The 19,720-nt window shown below is 67.9% G+C and carries 23 protein-coding genes and 3 tRNA genes; 14 read left to right on the plus strand and 12 right to left on the minus strand.

Features of this window, described 5'->3' with window-relative positions:
• The first annotated feature begins 7 nt into the window (after positions 1-7).
• The 5 genes from LFM09_RS13360 (at position 8) to LFM09_RS13380 (ending at position 6,090) form a co-directional block, all read left to right on the plus strand.
• Positions 8-1,171, plus strand: a complete 1,164-nt coding sequence (locus LFM09_RS13360; protein ID WP_414096722.1) for a pyridoxal phosphate-dependent aminotransferase — start codon at positions 8-10, stop codon at positions 1,169-1,171.
• Positions 1,172-1,267: 96 nt separating this feature from the next.
• Positions 1,268-1,798, plus strand: a complete 531-nt coding sequence (locus LFM09_RS13365) for an RNA polymerase sigma factor (RefSeq protein WP_414096723.1) — start codon at positions 1,268-1,270, stop codon at positions 1,796-1,798.
• Positions 1,795-2,244 carry a hypothetical protein gene (locus LFM09_RS13370; protein WP_414096724.1) on the plus strand — a complete coding sequence of 150 codons (450 nt, stop codon included), beginning with the start codon at positions 1,795-1,797 and terminating at the stop codon, positions 2,242-2,244. The genes LFM09_RS13365 and LFM09_RS13370 overlap by 4 nt, the downstream gene beginning before the upstream one ends.
• The gene (locus LFM09_RS13375; protein ID WP_414096725.1) at positions 2,241-4,484 is read left to right on the plus strand and encodes a CHAT domain-containing protein; all 2,244 of its coding nucleotides are present in this window, start codon (positions 2,241-2,243) and stop codon (positions 4,482-4,484) included. The genes LFM09_RS13370 and LFM09_RS13375 overlap by 4 nt, the downstream gene beginning before the upstream one ends.
• An 808-nt stretch (positions 4,485-5,292) precedes the next feature.
• Positions 5,293-6,090, plus strand: a complete 798-nt coding sequence (locus tag LFM09_RS13380) for a hypothetical protein (RefSeq protein WP_414096726.1) — start codon at positions 5,293-5,295, stop codon at positions 6,088-6,090.
• A gap of 295 nt (positions 6,091-6,385) precedes the next feature.
• Here the strand turns inward: LFM09_RS13380 and LFM09_RS13385 are convergent, their stop codons facing one another.
• Positions 6,386-7,822, minus strand: coding sequence for a PLP-dependent aminotransferase family protein (locus LFM09_RS13385; protein WP_414096727.1), 1,437 nt, complete (start codon positions 7,820-7,822; stop codon positions 6,386-6,388).
• A 61-nt stretch (positions 7,823-7,883) separates the two neighbouring features.
• On the opposite strand from LFM09_RS13385, the gene LFM09_RS13390 reads away from it, so the two are divergent.
• Positions 7,884-8,522 carry a YczE/YyaS/YitT family protein gene (locus LFM09_RS13390; RefSeq protein WP_414096728.1) on the plus strand — a complete coding sequence of 213 codons (639 nt, stop codon included), beginning with the start codon at positions 7,884-7,886 and terminating at the stop codon, positions 8,520-8,522.
• Here LFM09_RS13390 and LFM09_RS13395 read toward each other — a convergent pair.
• Entirely contained in the window at positions 8,488-9,015 is a 528-nt protein-coding gene (locus LFM09_RS13395; protein ID WP_414096729.1) for a Clp protease N-terminal domain-containing protein, read from the minus strand. The genes LFM09_RS13390 and LFM09_RS13395 overlap by 35 nt on opposite strands.
• Complete coding sequence (locus LFM09_RS13400; RefSeq protein ID WP_086665473.1) at positions 9,012-9,221, minus strand: helix-turn-helix domain-containing protein; 210 nt, start codon at positions 9,219-9,221, stop codon at positions 9,012-9,014. The genes LFM09_RS13395 and LFM09_RS13400 overlap by 4 nt, the downstream gene beginning before the upstream one ends.
• 61 nt (positions 9,222-9,282) lie before the next feature.
• Between LFM09_RS13400 and LFM09_RS13405 the strand changes: the two genes are divergently transcribed.
• Positions 9,283-9,987 (plus strand): protein phosphatase 2C domain-containing protein, encoded by a 705-nt coding sequence (locus tag LFM09_RS13405; RefSeq protein ID WP_414096730.1) that lies wholly within the window; start codon positions 9,283-9,285, stop codon positions 9,985-9,987.
• 45 nt (positions 9,988-10,032) lie between these two features.
• Here the strand turns inward: LFM09_RS13405 and LFM09_RS13410 are convergent.
• The 5 genes from LFM09_RS13410 to LFM09_RS13430 all read right to left on the minus strand — a co-directional run bounded on the left by LFM09_RS13410 (position 10,033) and on the right by LFM09_RS13430 (position 11,444).
• Positions 10,033-10,106: transfer RNA gene (locus LFM09_RS13410), tRNA-Phe, on the minus strand.
• Between the two features lie 15 nt (positions 10,107-10,121).
• A tRNA-Asp gene (locus LFM09_RS13415) sits at positions 10,122-10,195 on the minus strand.
• Positions 10,196-10,232: 37 nt separating this feature from the next.
• Positions 10,233-10,305, minus strand: a tRNA-Glu gene (locus LFM09_RS13420).
• Positions 10,306-10,435: 130 nt separating this feature from the next.
• Positions 10,436-11,074, minus strand: coding sequence for a ScbR family autoregulator-binding transcription factor (locus tag LFM09_RS13425; protein ID WP_414096731.1), 639 nt, complete (start codon positions 11,072-11,074; stop codon positions 10,436-10,438).
• Between the two features lie 124 nt (positions 11,075-11,198).
• Positions 11,199-11,444, minus strand: coding sequence for a hypothetical protein (locus LFM09_RS13430; RefSeq protein ID WP_414096732.1), 246 nt, complete (start codon positions 11,442-11,444; stop codon positions 11,199-11,201).
• A gap of 154 nt (positions 11,445-11,598) precedes the next feature.
• On the opposite strand from LFM09_RS13430, the gene LFM09_RS13435 reads away from it, so the two are divergent.
• The 4 genes from LFM09_RS13435 (at position 11,599) to LFM09_RS13450 (ending at position 14,874) form a co-directional block, all read left to right on the plus strand.
• Positions 11,599-11,904 carry a hypothetical protein gene (locus tag LFM09_RS13435; protein ID WP_414096733.1) on the plus strand — a complete coding sequence of 102 codons (306 nt, stop codon included), beginning with the start codon at positions 11,599-11,601 and terminating at the stop codon, positions 11,902-11,904.
• A 54-nt stretch (positions 11,905-11,958) separates the two neighbouring features.
• On the plus strand, positions 11,959-12,165 hold the full coding sequence (locus tag LFM09_RS13440) for a heavy-metal-associated domain-containing protein (protein ID WP_414096734.1): 207 nt from the start codon (positions 11,959-11,961) through the stop codon (positions 12,163-12,165).
• Positions 12,165-14,342, plus strand: a complete 2,178-nt coding sequence (locus tag LFM09_RS13445; protein ID WP_414096735.1) for a heavy metal translocating P-type ATPase — start codon at positions 12,165-12,167, stop codon at positions 14,340-14,342. Before LFM09_RS13440 ends, LFM09_RS13445 begins: the two co-directional genes overlap by 1 nt.
• A 232-nt stretch (positions 14,343-14,574) precedes the next feature.
• On the plus strand, positions 14,575-14,874 hold the full coding sequence (locus LFM09_RS13450; RefSeq protein WP_189253511.1) for a hypothetical protein: 300 nt from the start codon (positions 14,575-14,577) through the stop codon (positions 14,872-14,874).
• A gap of 78 nt (positions 14,875-14,952) precedes the next feature.
• Here LFM09_RS13450 and LFM09_RS13455 read toward each other — a convergent pair whose 3' ends face one another.
• Positions 14,953-15,156, minus strand: a complete 204-nt coding sequence (locus tag LFM09_RS13455; RefSeq protein ID WP_030477903.1) for a cold-shock protein — start codon at positions 15,154-15,156, stop codon at positions 14,953-14,955.
• A 359-nt stretch (positions 15,157-15,515) separates the two neighbouring features.
• Between LFM09_RS13455 and LFM09_RS13460 the strand changes: the two genes are divergently transcribed.
• Complete coding sequence (locus tag LFM09_RS13460) at positions 15,516-16,628, plus strand: L,D-transpeptidase (RefSeq protein ID WP_414096736.1); 1,113 nt, start codon at positions 15,516-15,518, stop codon at positions 16,626-16,628.
• On the opposite strand, the gene LFM09_RS13465 is transcribed toward LFM09_RS13460, so the two are convergent.
• Together LFM09_RS13465 and LFM09_RS13470 are read right to left on the minus strand one after the other, a co-directional pair.
• Complete coding sequence (locus LFM09_RS13465; protein WP_414096934.1) at positions 16,625-17,440, minus strand: glutamate ABC transporter substrate-binding protein; 816 nt, start codon at positions 17,438-17,440, stop codon at positions 16,625-16,627. The two genes, LFM09_RS13460 and LFM09_RS13465, sit on opposite strands and share 4 nt — an antisense overlap.
• Before the next feature lie 84 nt (positions 17,441-17,524).
• Positions 17,525-18,346, minus strand: coding sequence for an oxygenase MpaB family protein (locus LFM09_RS13470; protein WP_414096737.1), 822 nt, complete (start codon positions 18,344-18,346; stop codon positions 17,525-17,527).
• Here LFM09_RS13470 and LFM09_RS13475 point away from each other — a divergent pair.
• On the plus strand, positions 18,345-18,791 hold the full coding sequence (locus tag LFM09_RS13475; protein ID WP_414096738.1) for a PPOX class F420-dependent oxidoreductase: 447 nt from the start codon (positions 18,345-18,347) through the stop codon (positions 18,789-18,791). The genes LFM09_RS13470 and LFM09_RS13475 overlap by 2 nt on opposite strands.
• A gap of 75 nt (positions 18,792-18,866) precedes the next feature.
• Positions 18,867-19,337: a hypothetical protein gene (locus LFM09_RS13480; RefSeq protein ID WP_414096739.1), complete on the plus strand. Its 471-nt coding sequence runs from the start codon at positions 18,867-18,869 to the stop codon at positions 19,335-19,337.
• On the opposite strand, the gene LFM09_RS13485 is transcribed toward LFM09_RS13480, so the two are convergent.
• Positions 19,334-19,681, minus strand: coding sequence for a hypothetical protein (locus LFM09_RS13485; RefSeq protein ID WP_414096740.1), 348 nt, complete (start codon positions 19,679-19,681; stop codon positions 19,334-19,336). The two genes, LFM09_RS13480 and LFM09_RS13485, sit on opposite strands and share 4 nt — an antisense overlap.
• Positions 19,682-19,720: the final 39 nt, after the last annotated feature.

The raw sequence follows: 19,720 nt of genomic DNA on the forward strand, positions 1-19,720 counted from the left end.
CTGCGTTGTGCGGGTACCAGCGCTAGTTCCCCGGTTGCAGCCGTTCACGTCGACCATCTTCGCGGAGATGACGGCGCTGGCCGTGCAGCACGACGCCGTCAACCTCGGTCAGGGTTTCCCCGACACCGATGGCCCGGCGTCGATGCTCGCGGCCGCCCAGTCCGCGATCGCGTCGGGGGTCAACCAGTACCCGCCCGGACCGGGCATGCCGGTGCTGCGCAACGCGGTGGCCGCGCACCGCTCGCGCTACGGGCTTTCGTACGACCCGGACAGCGAGATCCTGGTGACGGTCGGCGCGACCGAGGCCATCGCCGCTTCGTTGCTGGCTCTGGTCGAGGCCGGCGACGAGGTGATCCTGATCGAGCCGTACTACGACTCGTACGCCGCCTCGGTTGCTCTCGCCGGAGCCACGCGGGTGACCGTTGGCCTGCGTGAGGACGCCTCGGGCCGGCTCGCTCTGGATGTCGACGCTCTGCGGGCCGCGGTGACGCCTCGGACGCGGGCCATCCTGGTCAACTCGCCGCACAACCCGACCGGGACCGTGTTCCGGTTGGAGGAGCTGCAGGCGATCGCGGCCCTGTGCGTCGAGCACGATCTGCTGGCGATCACCGACGAGGTCTACGAGCACCTGGTGTTCGACGGCCTGACCCACATCCCGCTGGCCTCGCTGCCCGGGATGGCCCCTCGCACGTTGTCGATCTCCGGCGCCGGCAAGACGTTCAACTGCACCGGCTGGAAGATCGGCTGGGTCTGCGGGCCTGCTGAGCTGGTTTCGGCCGTGCGCGCGGCCAAGCAGTTCATGACCTTCGTGGGCGGGGCGCCGTTCCAACCCGCCGTCGCGCATGCTTTGACCGCCGAGCTGGACTGGGTTTCGGGATTGCGCGACTCGCTGGCCTCCAAGCGCGCCCGGCTCGCCGAAGGTCTGCGCGCGGCCGGTTTCGAGGTGCGTTCCTCCGAGGGCACGTACTTCATCTGCGCCGACGTCCGGCCGCTCGGCTACACGGACGGCCTGGCCCTGTGCCGCGACCTGCCGGCCCGAATCGGCGTCGCAGCCGTGCCGGTCCAGGTGTTCACCGACCGCCCGGCGGACTGGCAGCACCTGATCCGGTTCGCGTTCTGCAAGCAGGACGCGGTGATCGACGAAGCGGTGGAGCGCCTCCACAAGCTGTAGTTGTCCACAGGTGTGGATGAGTTCCTCCACAACTGTGGACAACCCACTTTCGGGTGAGGCGTGGAGCCTTGACGCGCGAGTTCGACTCCAAATGGCATGGACTCGAACACTGAGGTTCTCTTGGGATGGCGTTCCGGTCTCTCCGGCTGGGACGCGCTCGTCGAACGCTATTCCCGCCTGGTCTGGTCGGTGCCCAGATCGTTCCGCCTGAGCCACGCCGACGCGGCTGACGTGTATCAGTGCACGTGGCTCTGCCTTGCTGAACACCTGACACGCATCCGCCAACCCGAGTATCTGGGCACGTGGCTGGTCCGTACCGCTACTCGGCAGAGCATCGCGGTGGTGCGGGCACGTGGGCGTGAGGTGTCGATCGACCGGTGGGAGCCGGAGTCGTCGTTGCCGGCGCCTGACGAGGTCGCTCTGACCAACGATCGGCAGCGTCGGCTGTGGTCGGCGTTGTCGACCTTGAACGAGCGGTGTCAGCGGATGTTGAGGATCGCTGCCCACAGCCCTGAGCTGAGTTATGCACAGGTTGCCGACGCCCTGGGGATGAAGGTGGGGAGCGTTGGCTCCACTCGGTCGCGGTGCCTCGCTGAGCTGCGGCGGAAGCTGGAGGCGTGGCGATGAGGGACTCACTGCTCGACGAGATCGCCGCCCTGTTCGCCGCGGACGCGCCACCGCCTGTCCTGACGCCGTGCCCGACCGGGCTCGCGCCGATGGAGGCTGTGGATGAACCTGTGCGCGGGCCGTCCCGGCAGCTGGTGTTCCACGTGGGCGCGGGGCGGATGTACCTGCAGCTCGACCCGACCCCGGCCAGTCATGTGCCGCTCGACCGGGCCGTGGCCGATCAGGCGCCGCTCGACTCGGCCTCGGCCAGCAAGGCGCATTCGACCGATCTGCGTCTGACTGGAGTGCTCGACGACGGGAGCGTCCTGGTCGAAGTCCGATCACCCGGTTCCGCCCAGACACTCCACCCCGATGCCGAGGGTTGGTTCCGCACGGACGTGAAGCCCGGCCCGTTGTGCGTGACCGTCCCCGAGCTGGGGCTGACGACGGGGTGGTTCGTCGCATGAGCGCCAGCGCCGATCCACAGGCCACCCTCGCCACGACCGAGGTCCGCGGTACTCGGGCCGAACGTGCCGACGCCCTGCACGACCTCAGCATCGCCCACGTCGAACTGGGCCACCTTGATGTCGCCGCCCGGTTCGCCCAGCGCGGGCTGCGGCTGACCGGCGAGCCTCGGTTCCACCTGACGCTCGCGTGGATCGACCTGGATCGAGGCCGTCGCAAACAAAGCCTGCGGCACCTCGACCTGGCGACCCCACATCTGCGCGGCCGCGAACTGACTCGCGCTCGTTGTCTGCGCGGACTCCACCTCTGCCACTCAGCCGAACCCCGGCTGGCGATCGCCGAGCTGACGGCTGTCATCCGGGAGTTGCGGAGGTACGGCGACGAGCGGTGGCTCGCCAACGCGTTGATCGGACGGGGCATCGCCCGGTGCAACGCCACAAAACTGGCCGAGGCTGAAGCCGACTTCACCGCCGCGCAGACGTTGCTACAGGCCATCGGCGAACCCGGCCGTGCAGCGATGTGCTTGCACAACAGGGGATTCGTCGCGATGCTCGCCGGCGACCTGCCGCTCGCACTCCGCCGGTACGAGGATGCAGCGAAGGCCGGGCTCGACTCGACCAGCCGGCCGGAAGCGTTGGTCGACCGAGCTGAAGCGCTGCTCGCGGCCGGACTGAACGCCGAAGCAAGGCGGCTGCTGACACCCGCGCTCGAACTCTTGCGTCGATGCAACCGGCACGTGCCGGAGCTGGCCGTTCTCAGCGCCCGATGTGCGTTGCGTGACGGAGATCCAGGACCAGCGATTCGGCTCGGAGGCTCAGACGTCGAGTTCATGCTCGCCGCTGGGAAGCTGGACGCTGTTGCGGCACATCGGTTTCGCGGGCCGGTGCAGACTCGGGCGCTCGGGTGGCTCGCGCAGGCCAGGCGGTCGGACCGGCGCGGCGCGCTCGCGGCCTGCCGGGCGGGGTTGAAGCTGCTCGACGAGCACCACGGTGACTGGCCACGCCGCGAACTGACCGGCCACGCGCTCGGGCTCGCCCGTACCGCGCGGGAGGTGTTGCATTGGTCAGAGCAGCACCGTGTGTCGATGCCGTTGCCGTCCAACGAACCCGAGCTCGCGCGGGCACTCACGAGGCTGAGAAGGGCGCGAGCGTTCGGGCTCCCGCTGGAAGCCCTGGAGCGGGATGTCCGCAGGCTGACACTCGCCAACGCGCATCGTGCGAAGCAGAGCACCGCCGGTTCGCCAGAGCTGCCACTGGTCAGTTTCATCGTTCACGAAGGACAGATGACCGCGGTGACGCTGACAAACGGCCGTGCCCACATGCGAGTGATACCCGAACCGGCTGAGCTCGTCCGCACGGCGAAGCTCGCCCTACGCGCCGGACGCGCGGTCACAACAGACCTCCTGCCGGAGGCAGACGAGGTCGTTGTGATCCCAGATGGTGTGCTCCACGCGATGCCGTGGGCAGCACACGGCCGTCGGATTCACGTCGTCCCTTCGCTGCGGCACTGGCGTCCCGCAGGCCGCGGCGGCCATCGGGTCTGGGTAGCGGGTCCCCGGTTGCACCACGAGGAGGTCACCGCCCTCCAGTCGAACCACGGCGGAACCGTCAAGTCCACTGTGGAGGAGACCCTGCGAGCGCTCGAAGGCGCTGGGATCGCGCACATCGCGGCGCATGGACACGTCCATCCGAACCCGCTGTTCTCCTATCTGGAGCTGGAGGACGGGCCGCTCTACGGCTACGACATCGCGAGAATCGAGCACCCGCCCGAGATCGTGGTCCTGTCGGCGTGCGAGTCAGGCCTTGCCCTGGCGTTCCTCGACGCCGGCACGCGAGCGGTGATCGCCAGCGTGCTCCCGGTACCGGACGCCCAGGTCAGCGACGCCATGGCGGAGGTCCACCGGCTCATCGACCACCCCGCCGAAGCAGCCAGGAAAGTCGCGCACCTCGGCTTCAGCTGTTACGGCACCGGGACCAGGGTGGCGGCGTGTAGTGCTGCGGCGAAGGAGGTTCCGGTGCACAGCGACTGGCTGGAGCCCAGCGTGGACGGCACGTCGACGCCCGAGGTGACCACGTCGACCCACGGGCCGTGTCCCGAAAACGGCGCCGACGCACCCACCGCGATCACCGAGGGCAGGGCGGCCGGCCACCACGGACGGGAGGAGCCGCCATTACCCGCGGCCGCGACTACGTTGCGGCCGCAAGAAGTCAGGACCGGCGGGCATTCGTCGTTGAACGAATAGGTGCCCGAGGCGACCAGGACCACGGGCAGCGAGCGGGTGGCGCGCAGGGCTGCCGCGAGGGTCAGGTCGTCGCCGAAGCCGGAGGCCGACAGGACCGGGAACGGGCGCACCGAGGCGCCGTGGTGGCGCAGGACACCGGCGACCAACGCGCCGTGCGGGGCGTCGAGAGGGGTGTCCAACAACGCGACTGTGCCTTCGCCCAGGAGTTCCGGGAGGCGTCCGCCCACGACGGGGCGCGAGGTGCCGATCATGATCGGGCAGGCGAGGTGGACGTGGTTCGGGGTGGCGCCGACGGAGGCAGCGATCTCGACGACGCGGGAGCGATCGGGGGCCTTCGTGTACATGCGAATGACGCCCGCGGCGATCTCCTCGTGCGAGTAGACGCCTCGCAAGCGTTTGCGCACAGTGGGTGCGTCCGCCGGCAGGACGATCAGTTCGCCCGAACGGACCAAGCACTCGTTTGGACCTTCTGGATCGTGCACGTGCACCGGCCCCAGGGCCACAGCGGCGTGATCGACCAGCTCAGAGAGGCTGTTGACCTGCTTTGGCGCGTCCACATCGGACACCATCCCCCGCCGCGACACGGTCCACAGGGGAGCGAGGCGCAATGTCACTCGATCCGATGACGACACAGACGGTGTTCATGCCTGATCAGGGCAACCCGGACAGCCGCACGAGAACGCCCTTCCGAGTGTTTTGTGCGGAGTTGGTTCGCAAAGTCACTCACCAGTGCTAGACATAGCTCAACGTCGACCTCCGACGGCGCTGTGCGTTGGCGGTGACCTGAATGGTGGACGGTGGTGATCCTGTGGCGAGTGGTGGAGCTGGTGCACTGCTGCTACGGGCCGCTGCCCTCGGCGGGTTGACCGCCGCCGCCTGGTTGCTGAGCGGCCAGCAGGCCTCCGCCGCCCCCGAGGAACCGCCGTCGATCGAGATCGCGGTCGAGATCCCCCAGCTGCTCGAAGCCGAGCCGGTGCTGCGCGACGACCCCGCGGCCTGGGCCAAGGAGCTCACGGCGTCGCTGCTCGATCGCCATCAGCCGGCCAAGCTCACGCCGCCGCCGGTCGTCAAAACGCCGGAGCCCGAGGAAGAAGAGGCCCAGCAGGACGAGGGCCCGGTCCTGGACTTCACCGGCGGCTCGCACAGCAACACCCGCTCGGGCTCGGTGTCCAACCAGGCGCCACCCGAGGTCGTCAAGGCGAAGGCCGAGGCCCGCGCCGCCAGGCTGGCCGCCAAGGCCGCCGCCGAGGCACCGGCTCCTCCGCCACCGCCCGCGCCGGCCGTCGTTCCGGCCAAAAAGATCACGCCACTGCTCACGATGCCCGTCCTGAACGTCGACACGACCGAGTCGGCGGCAACGAGCGACCTCAACTGGACCATGCCCGGCCAGGACGCGCCGCTGCCCACGCCGCAGCACGCGCCGGTCGTCGCGACGGCCTCCGCGTCGTCGGGTCACACGGACAACTCCGGCGGCACGCGCGGCGTGCTCGCCGTTCTGACGTCGCACAACTCGCTCTTCCCGCCCACCACGTGGTCGGTCGAGGAGCGGCGCGACGGCGCTGCGCCAGGCAGCCTTCCCGGTCTGCCGAGCACGTCACCCGACTGAGTCAGACGGGACATCTCTGCCCTCTGCGCGATTTGTGACCGTCTCGTTCCGTCACGCGCATAACTCATCCCCGTATTTCCCGTTGTACGCAAGGAACCCAGTCTTCCTGACCTGCCAACCGCGCCCTGGCAGGTCGGGTCTGGTCCGAGTGCCGCGCTGCCCCCGCAGTCTCGGACCGCACGGGAAACCTGCGGACGGGGGACGTCAATCCCTGGGACGTTCCCCGCCGCAGGCCACCCGGTGGCAAGTTCGTCGGCCCGGTCTTCACCGCTGTGGGAGACCGGGCCGACGTGTCTCACGCGACCGGCAGAGAAAGCTCGGCATCCGCCGGAAACCCTGTTCCTGCAACAGATGCAGCTATCACACCCAAACGGCCGATGGCTTCGCGCAGCACTTCGGACGTCTGCGTGTACGGCACTCGGAGCATCTGCTCACACCCGCCGTGCACGGCGAACCGCGGGCCCGGAACCAAACGAAGTCCGTGATTCTGCGCCACCACAGCGATCCGCGTGCTCACCGGGGCGTCGAGCGTGCACCACAGCCCGAGCCCGCCGCCCGGAACCACGAAGCTCCACTGTGGACAATGCTCGCGCAACGCCGCGACGGCGACATCCCGCTGTTCCCGCGCTTCCTCACGTCGTTGCCGTAGAACGGTTTCCGGCGACTCCAGCAACGCGGCCAGCACCAGCTGCTCGAACACCGGCGTGCCCAGGTCGATCGCCGCCCGCGTCGACAGCAACCGGTGCACGATCTCCGCGGACGCCCTGATCCATCCGATCCGCAGTCCGCCCCAGTGCGACTTGCTCGCGGATCCCAGCGTCACCACCGAATCTCCGCCGAAGGCCGCCATCGGCAACGGCACAGGAGCACCGTCCAGCGCCAGCTCCGCCAAGGTCTCGTCGACGACCACCGGCGTACGAGCCTTGCGCAGCACGGCGGAAAGCGCTTCCCTCTGCTCGGACGTCATCAGCAACCCAGTCGGGTTCTGGAAGTCCGGGATCAGATAGGCCAAACGGGGGCCGGCCTGACGCAAGGCGGCGTCAAAACCGTCCACGTCCCAGCCGCCGTTCAGCATCGGCACCGGTACCGGGATGCCGAACGAGGCCCGCACCCCCTCCAACGTGTTGGGGTAGCACGGTTGCTCCACCAGGACGCGGTCACCCGGCCCGACGAAGAGCCGCAGCACCAACGCCCACGCGTGCTGCGCCCCGGACGTCACCACGATCTGGTCAGGTGAGGTCGGCAGCCCCCGGGACGAGTACCGATCCGCGATGCGCTGCCGCAGCACGAGGAGCCCTCGCTCGTCGTACCCGTGCGACGCCAGGTGTTCCGGCATCTGACCCATCGCGACGTCCATCGCCATCCGCACCGACGGCAACGCCCGCGGCGCGGCGCGAGACAGGTCGATCAACGTGTCGTCCGAACCCGTGATGCCACCACCCGCACCGACCGGTCCGTTGATCCACGAACCCGCCCCGCGCCGTGACTCCACGACCCCCTCGGCCCGCAACTGGTCGAGCGCGGCGGTGATGGTGGTGCGGCTCACGGGCAACGAGTCGGTGAGCTCGCGCTCGGACGGCAACCGGGTCCCGGCGGGCAGCTGACCGTCCGCGACCAGCAGTTTCAGGGCCGCGGCCAGATCCGCGGAGCCCTGCCGGGCACCACGCCGCTGCCACGACCCGAGCAGCCGCGCGAGCCGGGCACCGGATATACGTCCACCTGGTGGGAGCATGAGGCCAATTATCCCGAATTGGCTATGGATTACCAGTCCAATCGGCGCTCAGTATGGCCACATGGCCACCATGACCGCACTCCACCAGGTCCCCGTCCGGATCTCGCCCACCCGTCGCCTCCCCCAACTCTTCGCCGGTCTGTGGCTGTACGGCGCGAGCATGGCGATGCAGATCCGCGCGACCCTCGGCCTGAACCCGTGGGACGTGCTCCACGAGGGCCTGGCCAGACGCACCGGCCTGAGCTTCGGCCTGATCACCGCCATCACCGGCGTGCTGGTGCTGCTCGCGTGGATCCCGTTGAAGCAGAAGCCCGGTGTCGGCACCATCGCCAACGTCGTGCTCATCGCCGTCTCAGTGGACGTGACGCTCGCGATCATCCCGGCGCCACAAGGACTTCTGCCCAGGATCGTGCTGCTCACCCTGGGCATCGTGCTGAACGCGGTGGCGTTCGCCGCGTACGTCGGCTCACGACTCGGGCCGGGCCCGCGCGACGGCATGGTCACCGGATTCTGCCGCCGCACGGGGCTCTCCCTGCGCGTCACCCGCACCGTCATCGAGCTGCTCGTGCTCGGCACCGGCTGGCTGCTGGGCGGCACGGTCGGCATCGGCACGATCCTCTACGCGCTCGGCATCGGACCGCTGTCGCAGCTGTTCCTGCCCGCCCTCACCTGGCGCGAGCGCTCGCAGCCCGCTTCCTGATCTCCTCGTAGGTGACGCCGCGCTCGGTCAGCACCTCGGCCACGATTCCCTTGCCCTGCAACAACGCCAGCACGATGTGCTCGGTGCCGAGGTAGTTGTGGCCGAGGTCGCGGGCCTCCCTCAGCGAGTTCTCCAGCGCCTTCTTGAACGCGGGCTCCAGCGGCATCCCGAACCACCGCCGGCGCGGACCAGGCCGCAGCACACCGGACCCGAGCGACTGCTCGACCGAGTCGATCACCGCGTCGACGTCGATCCCCAAGCCCCGCAACGCTTCCGCGTCCGCCTTGGTCAGCCCGCCCTTGCGCCGGTAGTCCCGGAACGCCGTCTCCAGCTCGTCACGCGGCAGGTCGAACCCGGCCAGCACCGGCGCGTCGAGCATCGCCAGCAACAAGAACTCCACGCCGACTTCGGCGGCGTGCACCCGTTCCGCGTCCCGCACCGCGGCCTTGACCGCCTCACGGGCTTCCTTGGTGAACCGTTCCGCGATCATCATCGACCCCCGTGCTTCTTGTGCACCGCTTGGCGGGACACCCCGAGCTCCGCCGCGATGTCCTGCCACGACCAGCCCTGCGCCCGCGCACTGCGGACCTGGGCGGCCTCCAGATGTTCCAAAAGTCGCCTCAGGGCGGTGACGGCCCGCAACCCCACCTTCGGGTCGCGGTCCCCAGCCGCCGTGGCGAGATCCGTCGCTTCAGTCATGTTGTCAACGTACGTTGACAACCGAGGACTGTCAACCGAAGTTGACACGTACGGTGGGACCGTGAAGATCGAGACCGCTGAGCAGGGGGCTCCGGGCCGAGTCACCGAGGATCGGATCCGAGTGCTGCCGAACGCCGTCGTGGTGCTCGACGGCGTCACCTCGCGAACCAGGCCACCGGACCGCAACGGCGGTTGGTACGCCACCCAGCTCGCCGACGAGCTCGCCCGGCTGATCAACGACGAAGATCCGCTCACCGACCTGCTCGCCGCAGCCATCACGAACCTCGTGCGAGAACACGATCTCGTGCCGGGAGACTCCCCGTCGGCCACCGCGTCGATCGTGCGCTGGAACGAGCACCGGATCGACGCGCTCGTCCTGTGCGACACCCCGATCGTCGCGTTCGGACAGACGACCCACGTGCTCGAGGACACCCGGCTCGAAGACCTGCGCTCGCAGCCGGACATCCTGGCGTGGAAGAACAAGCCGGGCGGTTGGTGGGTCGCCGAGGCCGAACCCGTTGCGGGACTTCAGGCACGGACGGCGAGCTGGCCGCGTGAAGAGATCCGGAAAGTGATCGCTCTCACCGACGGTGTCTCATGTGGAGTGTCCGAGTACGGACTCTTCTCCTGGGAGGACCTCGCAGAATTGCCACTGGGCGAAGTGCTCGACCGAATCCGCGAAGCGGAACGCGGTGATTCGGAGCACAAGCGTTGGCCTCGCTACAAAACCCACGACGACCAAGCCATCGCACGACTGACCGCATAACGAAAGAAGCCCCGCAGCGGACTGCGGGGCTTCTTCGAAGAAGGATGGCCAGGGGCGGGGTCGAACCGCCGACCTACCGCTTTTCAGGCGGTCGCTCGTACCAACTGAGCTACCTGGCCATGAGAAAAGTAAAGCGACCCAGACGGGACTCGAACCCGCGACCTTCGCCGTGACAGGGCGACGCGCTAACCAACTGCGCCACTGGGCCTTGCTCTTGCTGTCTTACCGTACCTTACTTTACTGCGTGCCCCCAACGGGATTCGAACCCGCGCGACCGCCTTGAAAGGGCGGGATCCTAGGCCGCTAGATGATGGGGACTAGCTGGTCTCTGGAAGCATCGTAAGCATATGGCATAGGTCCGCGCACCTCCAAAACGGGGGTCCCACTTATGCCCTGACCTGGGCGAACCAACTCCCCGCAGAGATCGCCCAGATCAACAAATGCCTGCTCACGGCACATCGGCCCCGTCGCACGTGTTTTGTGATCCAGACAACTTCCACTCGGATGATGCGACGCAGGGCAGCACGTGCCCGAGCACCTCGCGGATCCGGGACGGGAAGTCGGCGCACGCCGTCGTCGCCGAGGAGATCAACCGGGCACCGAGCGCGGCACCGCACAACGTCCGCGCCACGGCATCGGGATCGACACCGGCACGCAGGTCGCCGCGCTCACCGGCCTCCGCCACGTACCCGGCGATCAGCTTCTCCCACATGACATGTGTGGACGGCACACCCGGATAGCCGACCTCGCGATCGGCGTTGAGCCGGACGCCGGCGCGCAGCACGACGTCGGCGGCCATCCTGTCCGCCGACTCGGCGAACATGCCGCACAGAGCGCTCAACGGGTCGACGTCGCGCGCCTGCCACGACTCCCGCATCTGAGCCCACAGCTCGCTCTGGCGCTCGATCAACGCGCTCGCGACCGCTTCCTTGGAGGGGAAGTGGAAGTAGAACGCGCCCTTGGTGAGCCCGGCGCGAGCGAGCACGGCGGTCAGCGACGTCCGCTCGTAGCCGAGCCGGTCGAACTCCTCCGCCGCGGCGTGGAGGATCGCCTCGCGTGTCGCATACGCCCGATCCTGCTGGGGCATGGGTAAAGGTTAGCCGTTGCCGCTAAAGAGACCGGTGGGTATGTTTCGGGATGCGACCCTGTTCTGAGACGCGCTTCCGGGGGGTGCGCGTCTCGGTCAGGGCCGCCTCCGCGTTCGCATCACTTCACCGCTGGACCGGAGGAGCACCGCCGTCCTCGCCCGGTGACAGGCCCAGCATGTCGAGCAGCATCCTGCAGTCCTCGGTGCCCAGGGCACTCCGCGCGACGGCCAGCCTTGCTCGGTGAACCTGATCATCGGAGATCCGCGAGGGTTCTCCACTGCGCTGGGCCGGCACGTTCGGCCCGCCCGGTCGCGACATGCCGTCGTCTTGCGTGAACAGGAACTTCCGTACTTCCAGTGACCCGCTCATGAGTGCCCTCCCCGACTTGAGGTTGGCGCGAGGCTAAGCGACCTGGGACAACGGCCGCAGCCCCCCGCAGAGTGATTCCACCGCCACCCAGCGTTACTTTCCGTACAGGTGTGGTGCCTGCCCAGTGGGGATCTCGCCAAGGGAAGATGGACCGATGACTGATCCCACGCCGGAGCCTTCCCCCGATGCAGAGGGCCGAAACGCCCCACAGATACCGCCCGCCCCCGCCGGAGAACAGCAGCCTGGCCTGGGGAACATCCCCGACGCGGTCGACCCGGAGGAGATCCTGAAGGCGATCAGCGGCATCAACCTGGCGAGCATCGACGCCGACATCGAGGGCGCGTTCGGCGCCAGGATGGCGGAGCTCGACAAGATGCTCGAGGGCCTCGACGAGCTGGTCGACAAGATCGAGCAGGACATCCAGAACCTGGACCAGCCGAAACCCGACGGTCCTCAGTAGACCCGTTACCCCTGGGGGGTATGATCGGTGTCCCGCGGAGAGAAAGGGACCCCGATGTCCGTCAGCACCACCTACACCGTCACCGGCATGACCTGCGGCCACTGCGTCAGCTCCGTCAAGGAGGAACTGGGCGAGGTCGCCGGCGTCACGGGTGTCGACGTCGTCCTGGAGACCGGTGCGGTCACCGTGACCAGCGACCACGAGCTCGACCGCGCAGACGTCGTCGCCGCCGTCACCGAGGCCGGGTACCAGGTCGCCTGATGACCACGACCGAACCTCGCCACGTCGAGCTGAGCATCAGCGGCATGACGTGCGCCTCCTGTGCGCGGCGCATCGAACGCAAGCTGAACAAGCTCGACGGCGTCTCCGCCACCGTGAACTACGCGACCGAGAAGGCCAGCGTTCAGTTCCCGGACGGCGTCGGGGTCGACGACCTCGTGTCGACCGTGCGCGCGGCGGGCTACGACGCGGAGGAGCCCACACCCGAGACCCCCGAGGACTCGGGTGACCTGGGGCTGAGGTTCGGCCTCGCAGCATTCCTCGGCGTGCCGGTGATCGCGTTCTCGATGGTCCCGGCCTGGCAGTTCCCCACCTGGCAGTGGGTCTCGCTGGCGCTCGCCAGCGTCGTCGTGTGGGTCTGCGGCTGGCCGTTCCACCGTGCCGCCGCGGTCAACGCACGGCACGGCGCCAGCACGATGGACACCCTGGTGTCGATGGGCGTCACGGTCTCGTACCTGTGGTCGCTCTACGCGCTGGTGTTCGGCACGGCCGGGACGATCGGCATGACGCACGAGTTCAGCCTGCTGCCGCGACCCACCACCTCCGGTGACATCTACCTGGAGGTCGCGGTCGGCGTGACCGTGTTCCTGCTGCTCGGACGCTGGCTGGAGGCCCGTTCGAAGCGCAGCGCGGGTGCCGCCCTGCGATCGCTGCTCGCGCTCGGCGCCAAGGACGTGGCGGTGCTGCGTGACGGCACGGAAGTCCTCGTGCCGATCGGCCAGCTCCGGGTCGGCGAACGGTTCGTGGTCCGTCCGGGTGAGCGGATCGCCACGGACGGCCTAGTGGTCGAGGGCAGCTCGGCTGTGGACCGTTCGATGGTCACCGGAGAATCGGTACCGGTCGAGGTCGGCGCGGGCGATTCGGTCGTCGGCGGCACGGTCAACGCGGGCGGTCGTTTGATCGTCGAGGCCACCTCGGTCGGCGCGGACACCCAGCTGGCCCGGATGGCCCGGCTCGTCGAACAGGCTCAGGCGGGCAAGGCGGAGGTCCAACGGCTCGCGGACCGCGTGTCCGCAGTTTTCGTCCCGGTCGTCGTGGTGATCGCGCTGGCGGCCTTCGGCGCATGGCTGCTCGCCGGCCGGCCGCTGGAGTTCGCCGTGACGACCGCGGTGGCGGTGCTCGTGATCGCGTGCCCGTGCGCGCTCGGGCTGGCGACGCCGACGGCGTTGCTCGTGGGCACCGGACGCGGCGCCCAGCTCGGGATCCTCGTGAAGGGCCCCGAGGTGCTGGAGTCGACGCGGCGCGTGGACACCGTCGTGCTGGACAAGACCGGCACGGTCACCACCGGCCGGCTGTCGCTGGTCGACGTGATCCCTGCAGACGGCGTGTCACGCGACGAGGTGCTTGCTCATGCGGCCGCTGTCGAAAACGCGTCCGAACATCCCATCGCCGCGGCGATCGTGCGCGAGGTCCCCGATCTTTTGCCGGTGTCGGACTTCGTTTCCACGGACGGGATCGGCGTCAGCGGTGTCGTCGACGGTCGACGCGTTGTCGTCGGCCGGGTACGCAACGTTTCGCTGCCGCAGGAATTGACTGAGGCCCTGGTTGCACACGCGACTCGCACAGTTGTCGCGGTTTCCTTTGATGACAAGGTTGTCGGACTTGTCGTCGTGTCGGACGTGGTGAAACCCACGTCGGCACAAGCGATTCGCTCGTTGCGTTCGCTCGGCCTGCACCCTGTGTTGCTGACCGGTGACAACGCCGCGGTGGCTGCCGAGGTCGCCGCGGAGGTCGGCATCGACGACGTCATCGCCGACGTCCTGCCTGGTGAGAAAGTCGACGCGGTGCGGAATCTCCAGGCACAGGGCCGAGTTGTGGCGATGGTCGGCGACGGCGTGAACGACGCGCCGGCGCTCGCGGCCGCGGATCTGGGGCTGGCCATGGGAACCGGTACCGACGTCGCCATCGAGGCGAGCGACCTGACGCTCGTGCGCGGCGACCTGCGCGTGGTGGCGGACGCGATTCGGTTGTCGCGCAAGACATTGGGCACGATCAAGGGGAATCTTTTCTGGGCGTTCGCCTACAACGTCGCTGGACTTCCACTCGCGGCGCTGGGACTGCTCAACCCCATGATCGCGGGGGCCGCGATGGCCTTCAGCAGCGTGTTCGTTGTTACCAATAGCTTGCGACTACGGGGTTTCCGTACATCGGCAACTTAAGAATCTCCCTGGGAACTCTCCCCATAAGCCTTGTGCGCGTGCAACAATCCGTTTGCTGACACACCCCCGGTCAGCGCCTGTGGAGATCCCCTCCGGCCCCCGCGTTCCTCCCCCTGGCGCGGGGGCCTCTCCATGTCCACTGGCAGTAGACCGCCGCCGCAGCGACCTACACGTTGGGGTGACTCAGGTCACAGGGGTTTGGCTTCCGTAGCCGAACCGTTATCGTGTGCCGGTGCCTATCGGATCGCTTGGACGCTCCAAGTCCGGCCGCCATCGCCCTGCAGACGAACCGCAGGAGACGCTGCCCGACGAGGAGCTGACCTCTTACCTCGCAGCGCTCGCCCCGGACTCGGACAACGAGACCACCGCCTCGGGCTTCGGCAACGCGCAGGTCTACCAGCTGCGGCTGCAGCTGATGGCCAACGAACAGCTCAAGGAGCTCGCCGCGGAGCGCCAGACCTCCCCGCAGGCGCTCGCCACGGAGTGGGTCATGCAGCGACTGGAGTGGGAAGCGCGTCAGCGCGGCCAGTAGCAGTACCCAGGACGAAAAAGGACCCTCGGCCGAGCCCGGCCGAGGGTCCTTCTCACGTGCGACTTGATTTGCGGCGAATCAGACGGCGCGGACGTTCTGCGCCTGCGGGCCCTTGGTGCCCTGTCCGACCTCGAACTCCACGCGCTGGTTCTCCTCCAGGGTGCGGAAACCCTGACCCTGGATCTCCGAGTAGTGGACGAAGACGTCTGCGCCGCCGTTGTCCTGGGCGATGAAGCCGAAGCCCTTCTCGGAGTTGAACCACTTGACAGTGCCCTGTGCCATGTACCTGCCTCCATCGCAGGAAAGCTTGGGGCTGCACCGTGCAACCCCGGCCGTCCCGGGGGCGTTCAGCTCGCTCGGTGAGAGCGCACAGCACGCCCGCGTGTCGTTCCGCGAGCGTGTGAAGCACGAACACAGAAACCACGGCCTGCGCGGGTCAGCCTAACGTGTGATGCGTCATAGCACTACAGGTCATTACTGGCCAGTTGGCTGCCTCAATAGGAGGAAACCCGCTGGTCCGGGTGGGTGATCGCGTTCTCGCAAGCAACGTGATCGCACCCCATGCGTCTTCTGAGCACATGCTGAGGGGATCTTGGGGAGAGCACGTGTTCAGGCCACTGATTTTGGCTGTACTACTGGGGTTGACCGCTTGCAGCGCCGCGCCGGACGCACCGTCGTCGCCGACTGCCCCGGTTGTGGAGGAGAAGGCGAAGGCCGCGCTGACCGTGACGCCGGCGTCGGGCGAGGGGATCAGCCCGGCTGGGCCGTTCCAGGTCGGGGTGACCGGGGGTTCTCTGACCGCCGTCGCGCTCACCGGTGAGGGCGGGCGGGTGGTCAAGGGGGAGCTGACCGCCGACAAGTGGGTCGCCACCGAGGATCTGGGCTACGACAAGGTCTACACGTGGTCCGGTTCGGCGAAGGGTGCTGACGGCGCGGAGGTGCCGGTCACCGGTTCGTTCCGCACGCTCAAGCCGCAGCGGCTCATCAGCGTCGAGTCGAACGTCGGTGACCACCAGACCTACGGCATCGCGATGCCGATCAAGATGACGTTCAGCGCGCCGGTGCAGGACAAGGCCTCCGTGCAGAAAGCCATGACCGTCACGACTTCCGTGCCCACCGAAGGCTCTTGGGCGTGGCTGTCCGACACCGAGGCGCACTGGCGTCCGCGCGACTACTGGAAGCCGAACACCGAGGTTTCCGTTGACGTCAACGTGTACGGGGTGCCGTTCGGGGGCGGCGCCTACGGTGCGGACGACCTGCACGTGCAGTTCAAGATCGCGGATCGTGCGCTGGTGGCCAAGGCCAACACCCAGACGCACCGGTTCGAGATCTGGCGCGATGGCGTGCTGCTGCACGACTTCCCGGCGTCCTACGGGCTGGAGACCGACCGCGGGCGGGTCACCCGGTCGGGCACGCACGTGGTGATGCAGAAGGAAGCCAAGCGCACCATGTGCAACAAGGCGTACAACTACTGCGACGTCCCGGTCACGTGGGCCGTGCTGATCTCCAACAACGGCGAATTCGTGCACGAGTACGCGGACTCGATGTGGGCACAGGGCAAGCAGAACGTCTCGCACGGGTGCGCGAACCTCTCGCCCGCCGACGCGAAGACGTTCTTCAACCTGACGATGATCGGTGACCCGGTCGAGGTCCTGAACTCCTCGGTGCACCTCAGCGAGGAGAAGCAGTTCGACTACTACGACTGGGCGCTCGACTGGGCGGCCTGGACGTCGAAGTCGGCCGTGACGCCCTAGCTCTTCTCGGTGATCTGGGGTGGCTGCGGGATCTCGTAACCCGACGGACCGACGTTGCGTTCGAGGGCCCGCTTCCACTCACCGCTCGAAATCATCTTCTCGATGGCCTCGTTGACGGCGTCACGCGACTTCGCGTCACCCTTCGGCACGCCGATGCCGTAGCGCTCCTTGGAGAACGGCTTGCCGACCAGCTTCAGCAGCTCGGGGTTCTCGGCGGCGAACCCGGCGAGGATGACCTCGTCGGTCGTCACCGCGTCGACGTTGCCGGCCATCAGCGCGATCACGCAGTCCGAGTACTGGCCGTACTCGATCAGCTGCACGCCCTGGGCGTAGTCGCTCTTCACCTTCTGCGCGGAGGTGGATCCCTTGACCGAGCACAGCTTGCGGCCGTTCAGGGTCTCCGGACCCTGGATGGCCTGCTCGGTGAAGCGGACCAGCATGCCCTGCCCGGTCTCGAAGTAGGGGCCGGCGAAGGCCACCTTCTCCTTGCGGGCGTCGGTGATGGAGTAGGAGGCGATGATCAGGTCTGCCTCGCCGTTCTCCAGCATCGACTCGCGGGCGGCGCCGCGGGCTTCCTTGAAGGTGATGCCCTTTTCCTCGACGCCCAGCTCGCTCGCCACGTACTTCGCGACGTCCACGTCGAAACCGACGTAGCGACCGTCGAGACGCTTCTGGCTCAGGCCCGGCTGGTCGTAGCGGATGCCGATGGTCAGCTTTCCGGAGTCGGCACGTCCGATGACTGTGCTCGTGTCACCGCTCCCACAGGCGGTGGCGAGCACCGCTACAGCAGTGATGAGCGCAGCACGACGGATCACGACAGGCCTTCCGGAGGGTTGTACGAGATTCGTGCGCAATGCTACGGATCTGCGGCGATGATCAACTGTGATGTGTGACAACTACGGCAGTCGGGCCTTACTCGGTGTCACATGACGACCCTCACGCGCGATCGCCCGGCGGATGTGGCCGGGTGGGACCATCCGGCGCAGTCCAGGCGGCACGAGCAGGGCTGTTCGGCGCAGCAACCGCAGCCAAAGGGTCGCGTTCCGGTACGGGGCGTGACCGTGCAGATCTATTGCCCAATCGGGCAGCACGGAATAGGCGACGTGCCCCACCAGTACTTTGTAGACGGGCATGCCGTGGCGCAGAACACCCTGAGTCGCCGGTCCGTGGAGGAACTCGTAGATCAACTCGGAGTCCGGGGTTCTCCGCAGCGATGGCCGAACCGCCTCGAAGTACTCCTCCATCTCGCGCCGAGAGCCCGGCACCTCGTCGGCGTGCAGGCCGACCAACGTCGCCGCGAAGCGTTGCTCTGCGTAGTACCGGTCCTTCTGCCGGTCTGTTAACCCATAACCGGCGCGGCTCAGCACCGTCTCGAAGCTGTAGACCTCCGAGCAATGCACCCAGAGCAGCAGCTCGGGTTCGTCGACGCGGAACGTCCTGCCGTCCACGACGCCTCGAAGCTCGCGATGTGTGGCGCGGACGCGTGCCGCAGCAGCTGAGATCGCCTCGTCGGTGCCGTAGACGCCGAGCCCGACGAAGTCCGCGGTGCGCCGCAGCCTGCCGAACGGGTCGGTCTTGAAGTTGGAGTTCTGCACGACGCCCGCGACCGCCTTGGGGTGCAGGGACTGCAGGTAGAGGCTGGAGATGCCCGCGATCCACATCGTCGGGTCGGCGTACATCTGCCAGCTCACGGAGTTCGGATCGTTCGGTTCGAGCATGCGGACATCGTCCCGTCTCGCGAAGATGATGGCCATGGACCTGGACCAGGCACGGGAAGTGCTCCGCAGCCAGCACCGAGCGGTGTTCTGCGCGGTGAAGACGGACGGCACGCCGGCGATGTCGCCGGTGCTCGTCGCGTTGGACGACAACGGCGATGTGCTCGTTTCCACGCGAGCGACGGCGTACAAGACGAAGCAGGTCCAACGCGACCCGCAGGTGTCGCTCTGCGTGCTGCCGGACAGCTTCTTCGGGCGGTGGATCCAGATCAACGGCACCGCGACGGTCGTGCCGTTGCCCGAGGCGATGGACCTGCTGGTCAAGTACTACCGCACGATCTCCGGCGAGCACCCCGACTGGAACGACTACCGGGCCGCCATGGAACGGGAGCAACGCGTCATTCTGCGCATCTCGCTCACGTCCGCGGGGCCCGACAAGACGGGCTAGTAACACCGTTAGCGGGCGCAACGATTCCACGGGGACGGCGGCTACCGGGCAGGCGGAACCTGGGGAGCAAGTGCGATGACTGGTGTCAGACGCCGCGGCTACTTCGCAGCCGCGGTGGCGGTGATGGGCGCTGCGCTGGTCGCGGCGTTGTTCGCGGCCCCTCCGGACAGACCCGTGGACATCCGTCTGGTGGCACCGCCACCTCATCCGCCAGAGACCATCACCGCGACCGCCACCACCACCGTCTCCGCCGTCGGCCCTGTGGCGTTGACCACCGTTCCGCCACCGCCTCCACCGCCCGTGGCCGCCAAGCCCCTGCCGCGGCAGAAGCCCGCACCGACGTCCGCCTCGTCCTCGAAGCCGCGTGACTTCTTCGACTTCCTGCGCTGCGACTACAAGTACTTCGACAAGCACCTCGAGCGGTGCCTGCCGTGGCCGCTCACGCCGAAAGAGCTGTGCCAGTACGTGAAGGATCACCCGTTGATCGAGGTGCGCGGCCCGGACGGCCGCGCACTCGACGACGAACTTGACTTCGACTGCGACTAGCAGGGACCGCTGCCGTAGTAGGCGATGAAGCTCGCCCCACCGGCGCCGACCTCGACCGTGCGGCTGCGTGTCCGCGAGCCGTCCGCCCACGAGTCGAAGTTGCCGCAGCGGCTGGCCCCGATGTCGACCTTGGCCGGTGCGACCAGCTTCACGCTGCCCTGCGGCACCTGCACGGGCGTGGAGTTGTAGCCGTCGTTGACCACCACGGTCTTGCCGTTGACGAGGAAGTTCGCGGCCTGCCAGTTGGCCCACAGCTCCAGCGTCGCGGTGGGTGCGGCCTGTGCGGGCGTGACGACCGCCATCGCGGCCGCGGCGGCGAGCACGGCGATTCCCAGGCGTTTCATGGATGGCTCCCTTGATCGGGTGATCGCGGCGGCTGGATC

The sequence above is a fragment of the Lentzea alba genome, from assembly GCF_047445655.1.
GTDB classification, from domain to species: domain Bacteria; phylum Actinomycetota; class Actinomycetes; order Mycobacteriales; family Pseudonocardiaceae; genus Lentzea; species Lentzea alba_A.

What these genes read in the sequence shown, in the direction of transcription:
- LFM09_RS13365 (WP_414096723.1), top strand. Translation starts at nt 1,268, where the DNA reads ATGGACTCGAACACTGAGGTTCTCTTGGGATGGCGTTCCGGTCTCTCC.
- LFM09_RS13370 (WP_414096724.1), top strand. Translation starts at nt 1,795, where the DNA reads ATGAGGGACTCACTGCTCGACGAGATCGCCGCCCTGTTCGCCGCGGAC.
- LFM09_RS13375 (WP_414096725.1), top strand. Translation starts at nt 2,241, where the DNA reads ATGAGCGCCAGCGCCGATCCACAGGCCACCCTCGCCACGACCGAGGTC.
- LFM09_RS13385 (WP_414096727.1), bottom strand. Translation starts at nt 7,822, where the DNA reads ATGCTCCCACCAGGTGGACGTATATCCGGTGCCCGGCTCGCGCGGCTG.
- LFM09_RS13390 (WP_414096728.1), top strand. Translation starts at nt 7,884, where the DNA reads ATGGCCACCATGACCGCACTCCACCAGGTCCCCGTCCGGATCTCGCCC.
- LFM09_RS13395 (WP_414096729.1), bottom strand. Translation starts at nt 9,015, where the DNA reads ATGATGATCGCGGAACGGTTCACCAAGGAAGCCCGTGAGGCGGTCAAG.
- LFM09_RS13400 (WP_086665473.1), bottom strand. Translation starts at nt 9,221, where the DNA reads ATGACTGAAGCGACGGATCTCGCCACGGCGGCTGGGGACCGCGACCCG.
- LFM09_RS13425 (WP_414096731.1), bottom strand. Translation starts at nt 11,074, where the DNA reads ATGCCCCAGCAGGATCGGGCGTATGCGACACGCGAGGCGATCCTCCAC.
- LFM09_RS13430 (WP_414096732.1), bottom strand. Translation starts at nt 11,444, where the DNA reads ATGAGCGGGTCACTGGAAGTACGGAAGTTCCTGTTCACGCAAGACGAC.
- LFM09_RS13435 (WP_414096733.1), top strand. Translation starts at nt 11,599, where the DNA reads ATGACTGATCCCACGCCGGAGCCTTCCCCCGATGCAGAGGGCCGAAAC.
- LFM09_RS13440 (WP_414096734.1), top strand. Translation starts at nt 11,959, where the DNA reads ATGTCCGTCAGCACCACCTACACCGTCACCGGCATGACCTGCGGCCAC.
- LFM09_RS13445 (WP_414096735.1), top strand. Translation starts at nt 12,165, where the DNA reads ATGACCACGACCGAACCTCGCCACGTCGAGCTGAGCATCAGCGGCATG.
- LFM09_RS13455 (WP_030477903.1), bottom strand. Translation starts at nt 15,156, where the DNA reads ATGGCACAGGGCACTGTCAAGTGGTTCAACTCCGAGAAGGGCTTCGGC.
- LFM09_RS13475 (WP_414096738.1), top strand. Translation starts at nt 18,345, where the DNA reads ATGCGGACATCGTCCCGTCTCGCGAAGATGATGGCCATGGACCTGGAC.
- LFM09_RS13470 (WP_414096737.1), bottom strand. Translation starts at nt 18,346, where the DNA reads ATGCTCGAACCGAACGATCCGAACTCCGTGAGCTGGCAGATGTACGCC.
- LFM09_RS13480 (WP_414096739.1), top strand. Translation starts at nt 18,867, where the DNA reads ATGACTGGTGTCAGACGCCGCGGCTACTTCGCAGCCGCGGTGGCGGTG.
- LFM09_RS13485 (WP_414096740.1), bottom strand. Translation starts at nt 19,681, where the DNA reads ATGAAACGCCTGGGAATCGCCGTGCTCGCCGCCGCGGCCGCGATGGCG.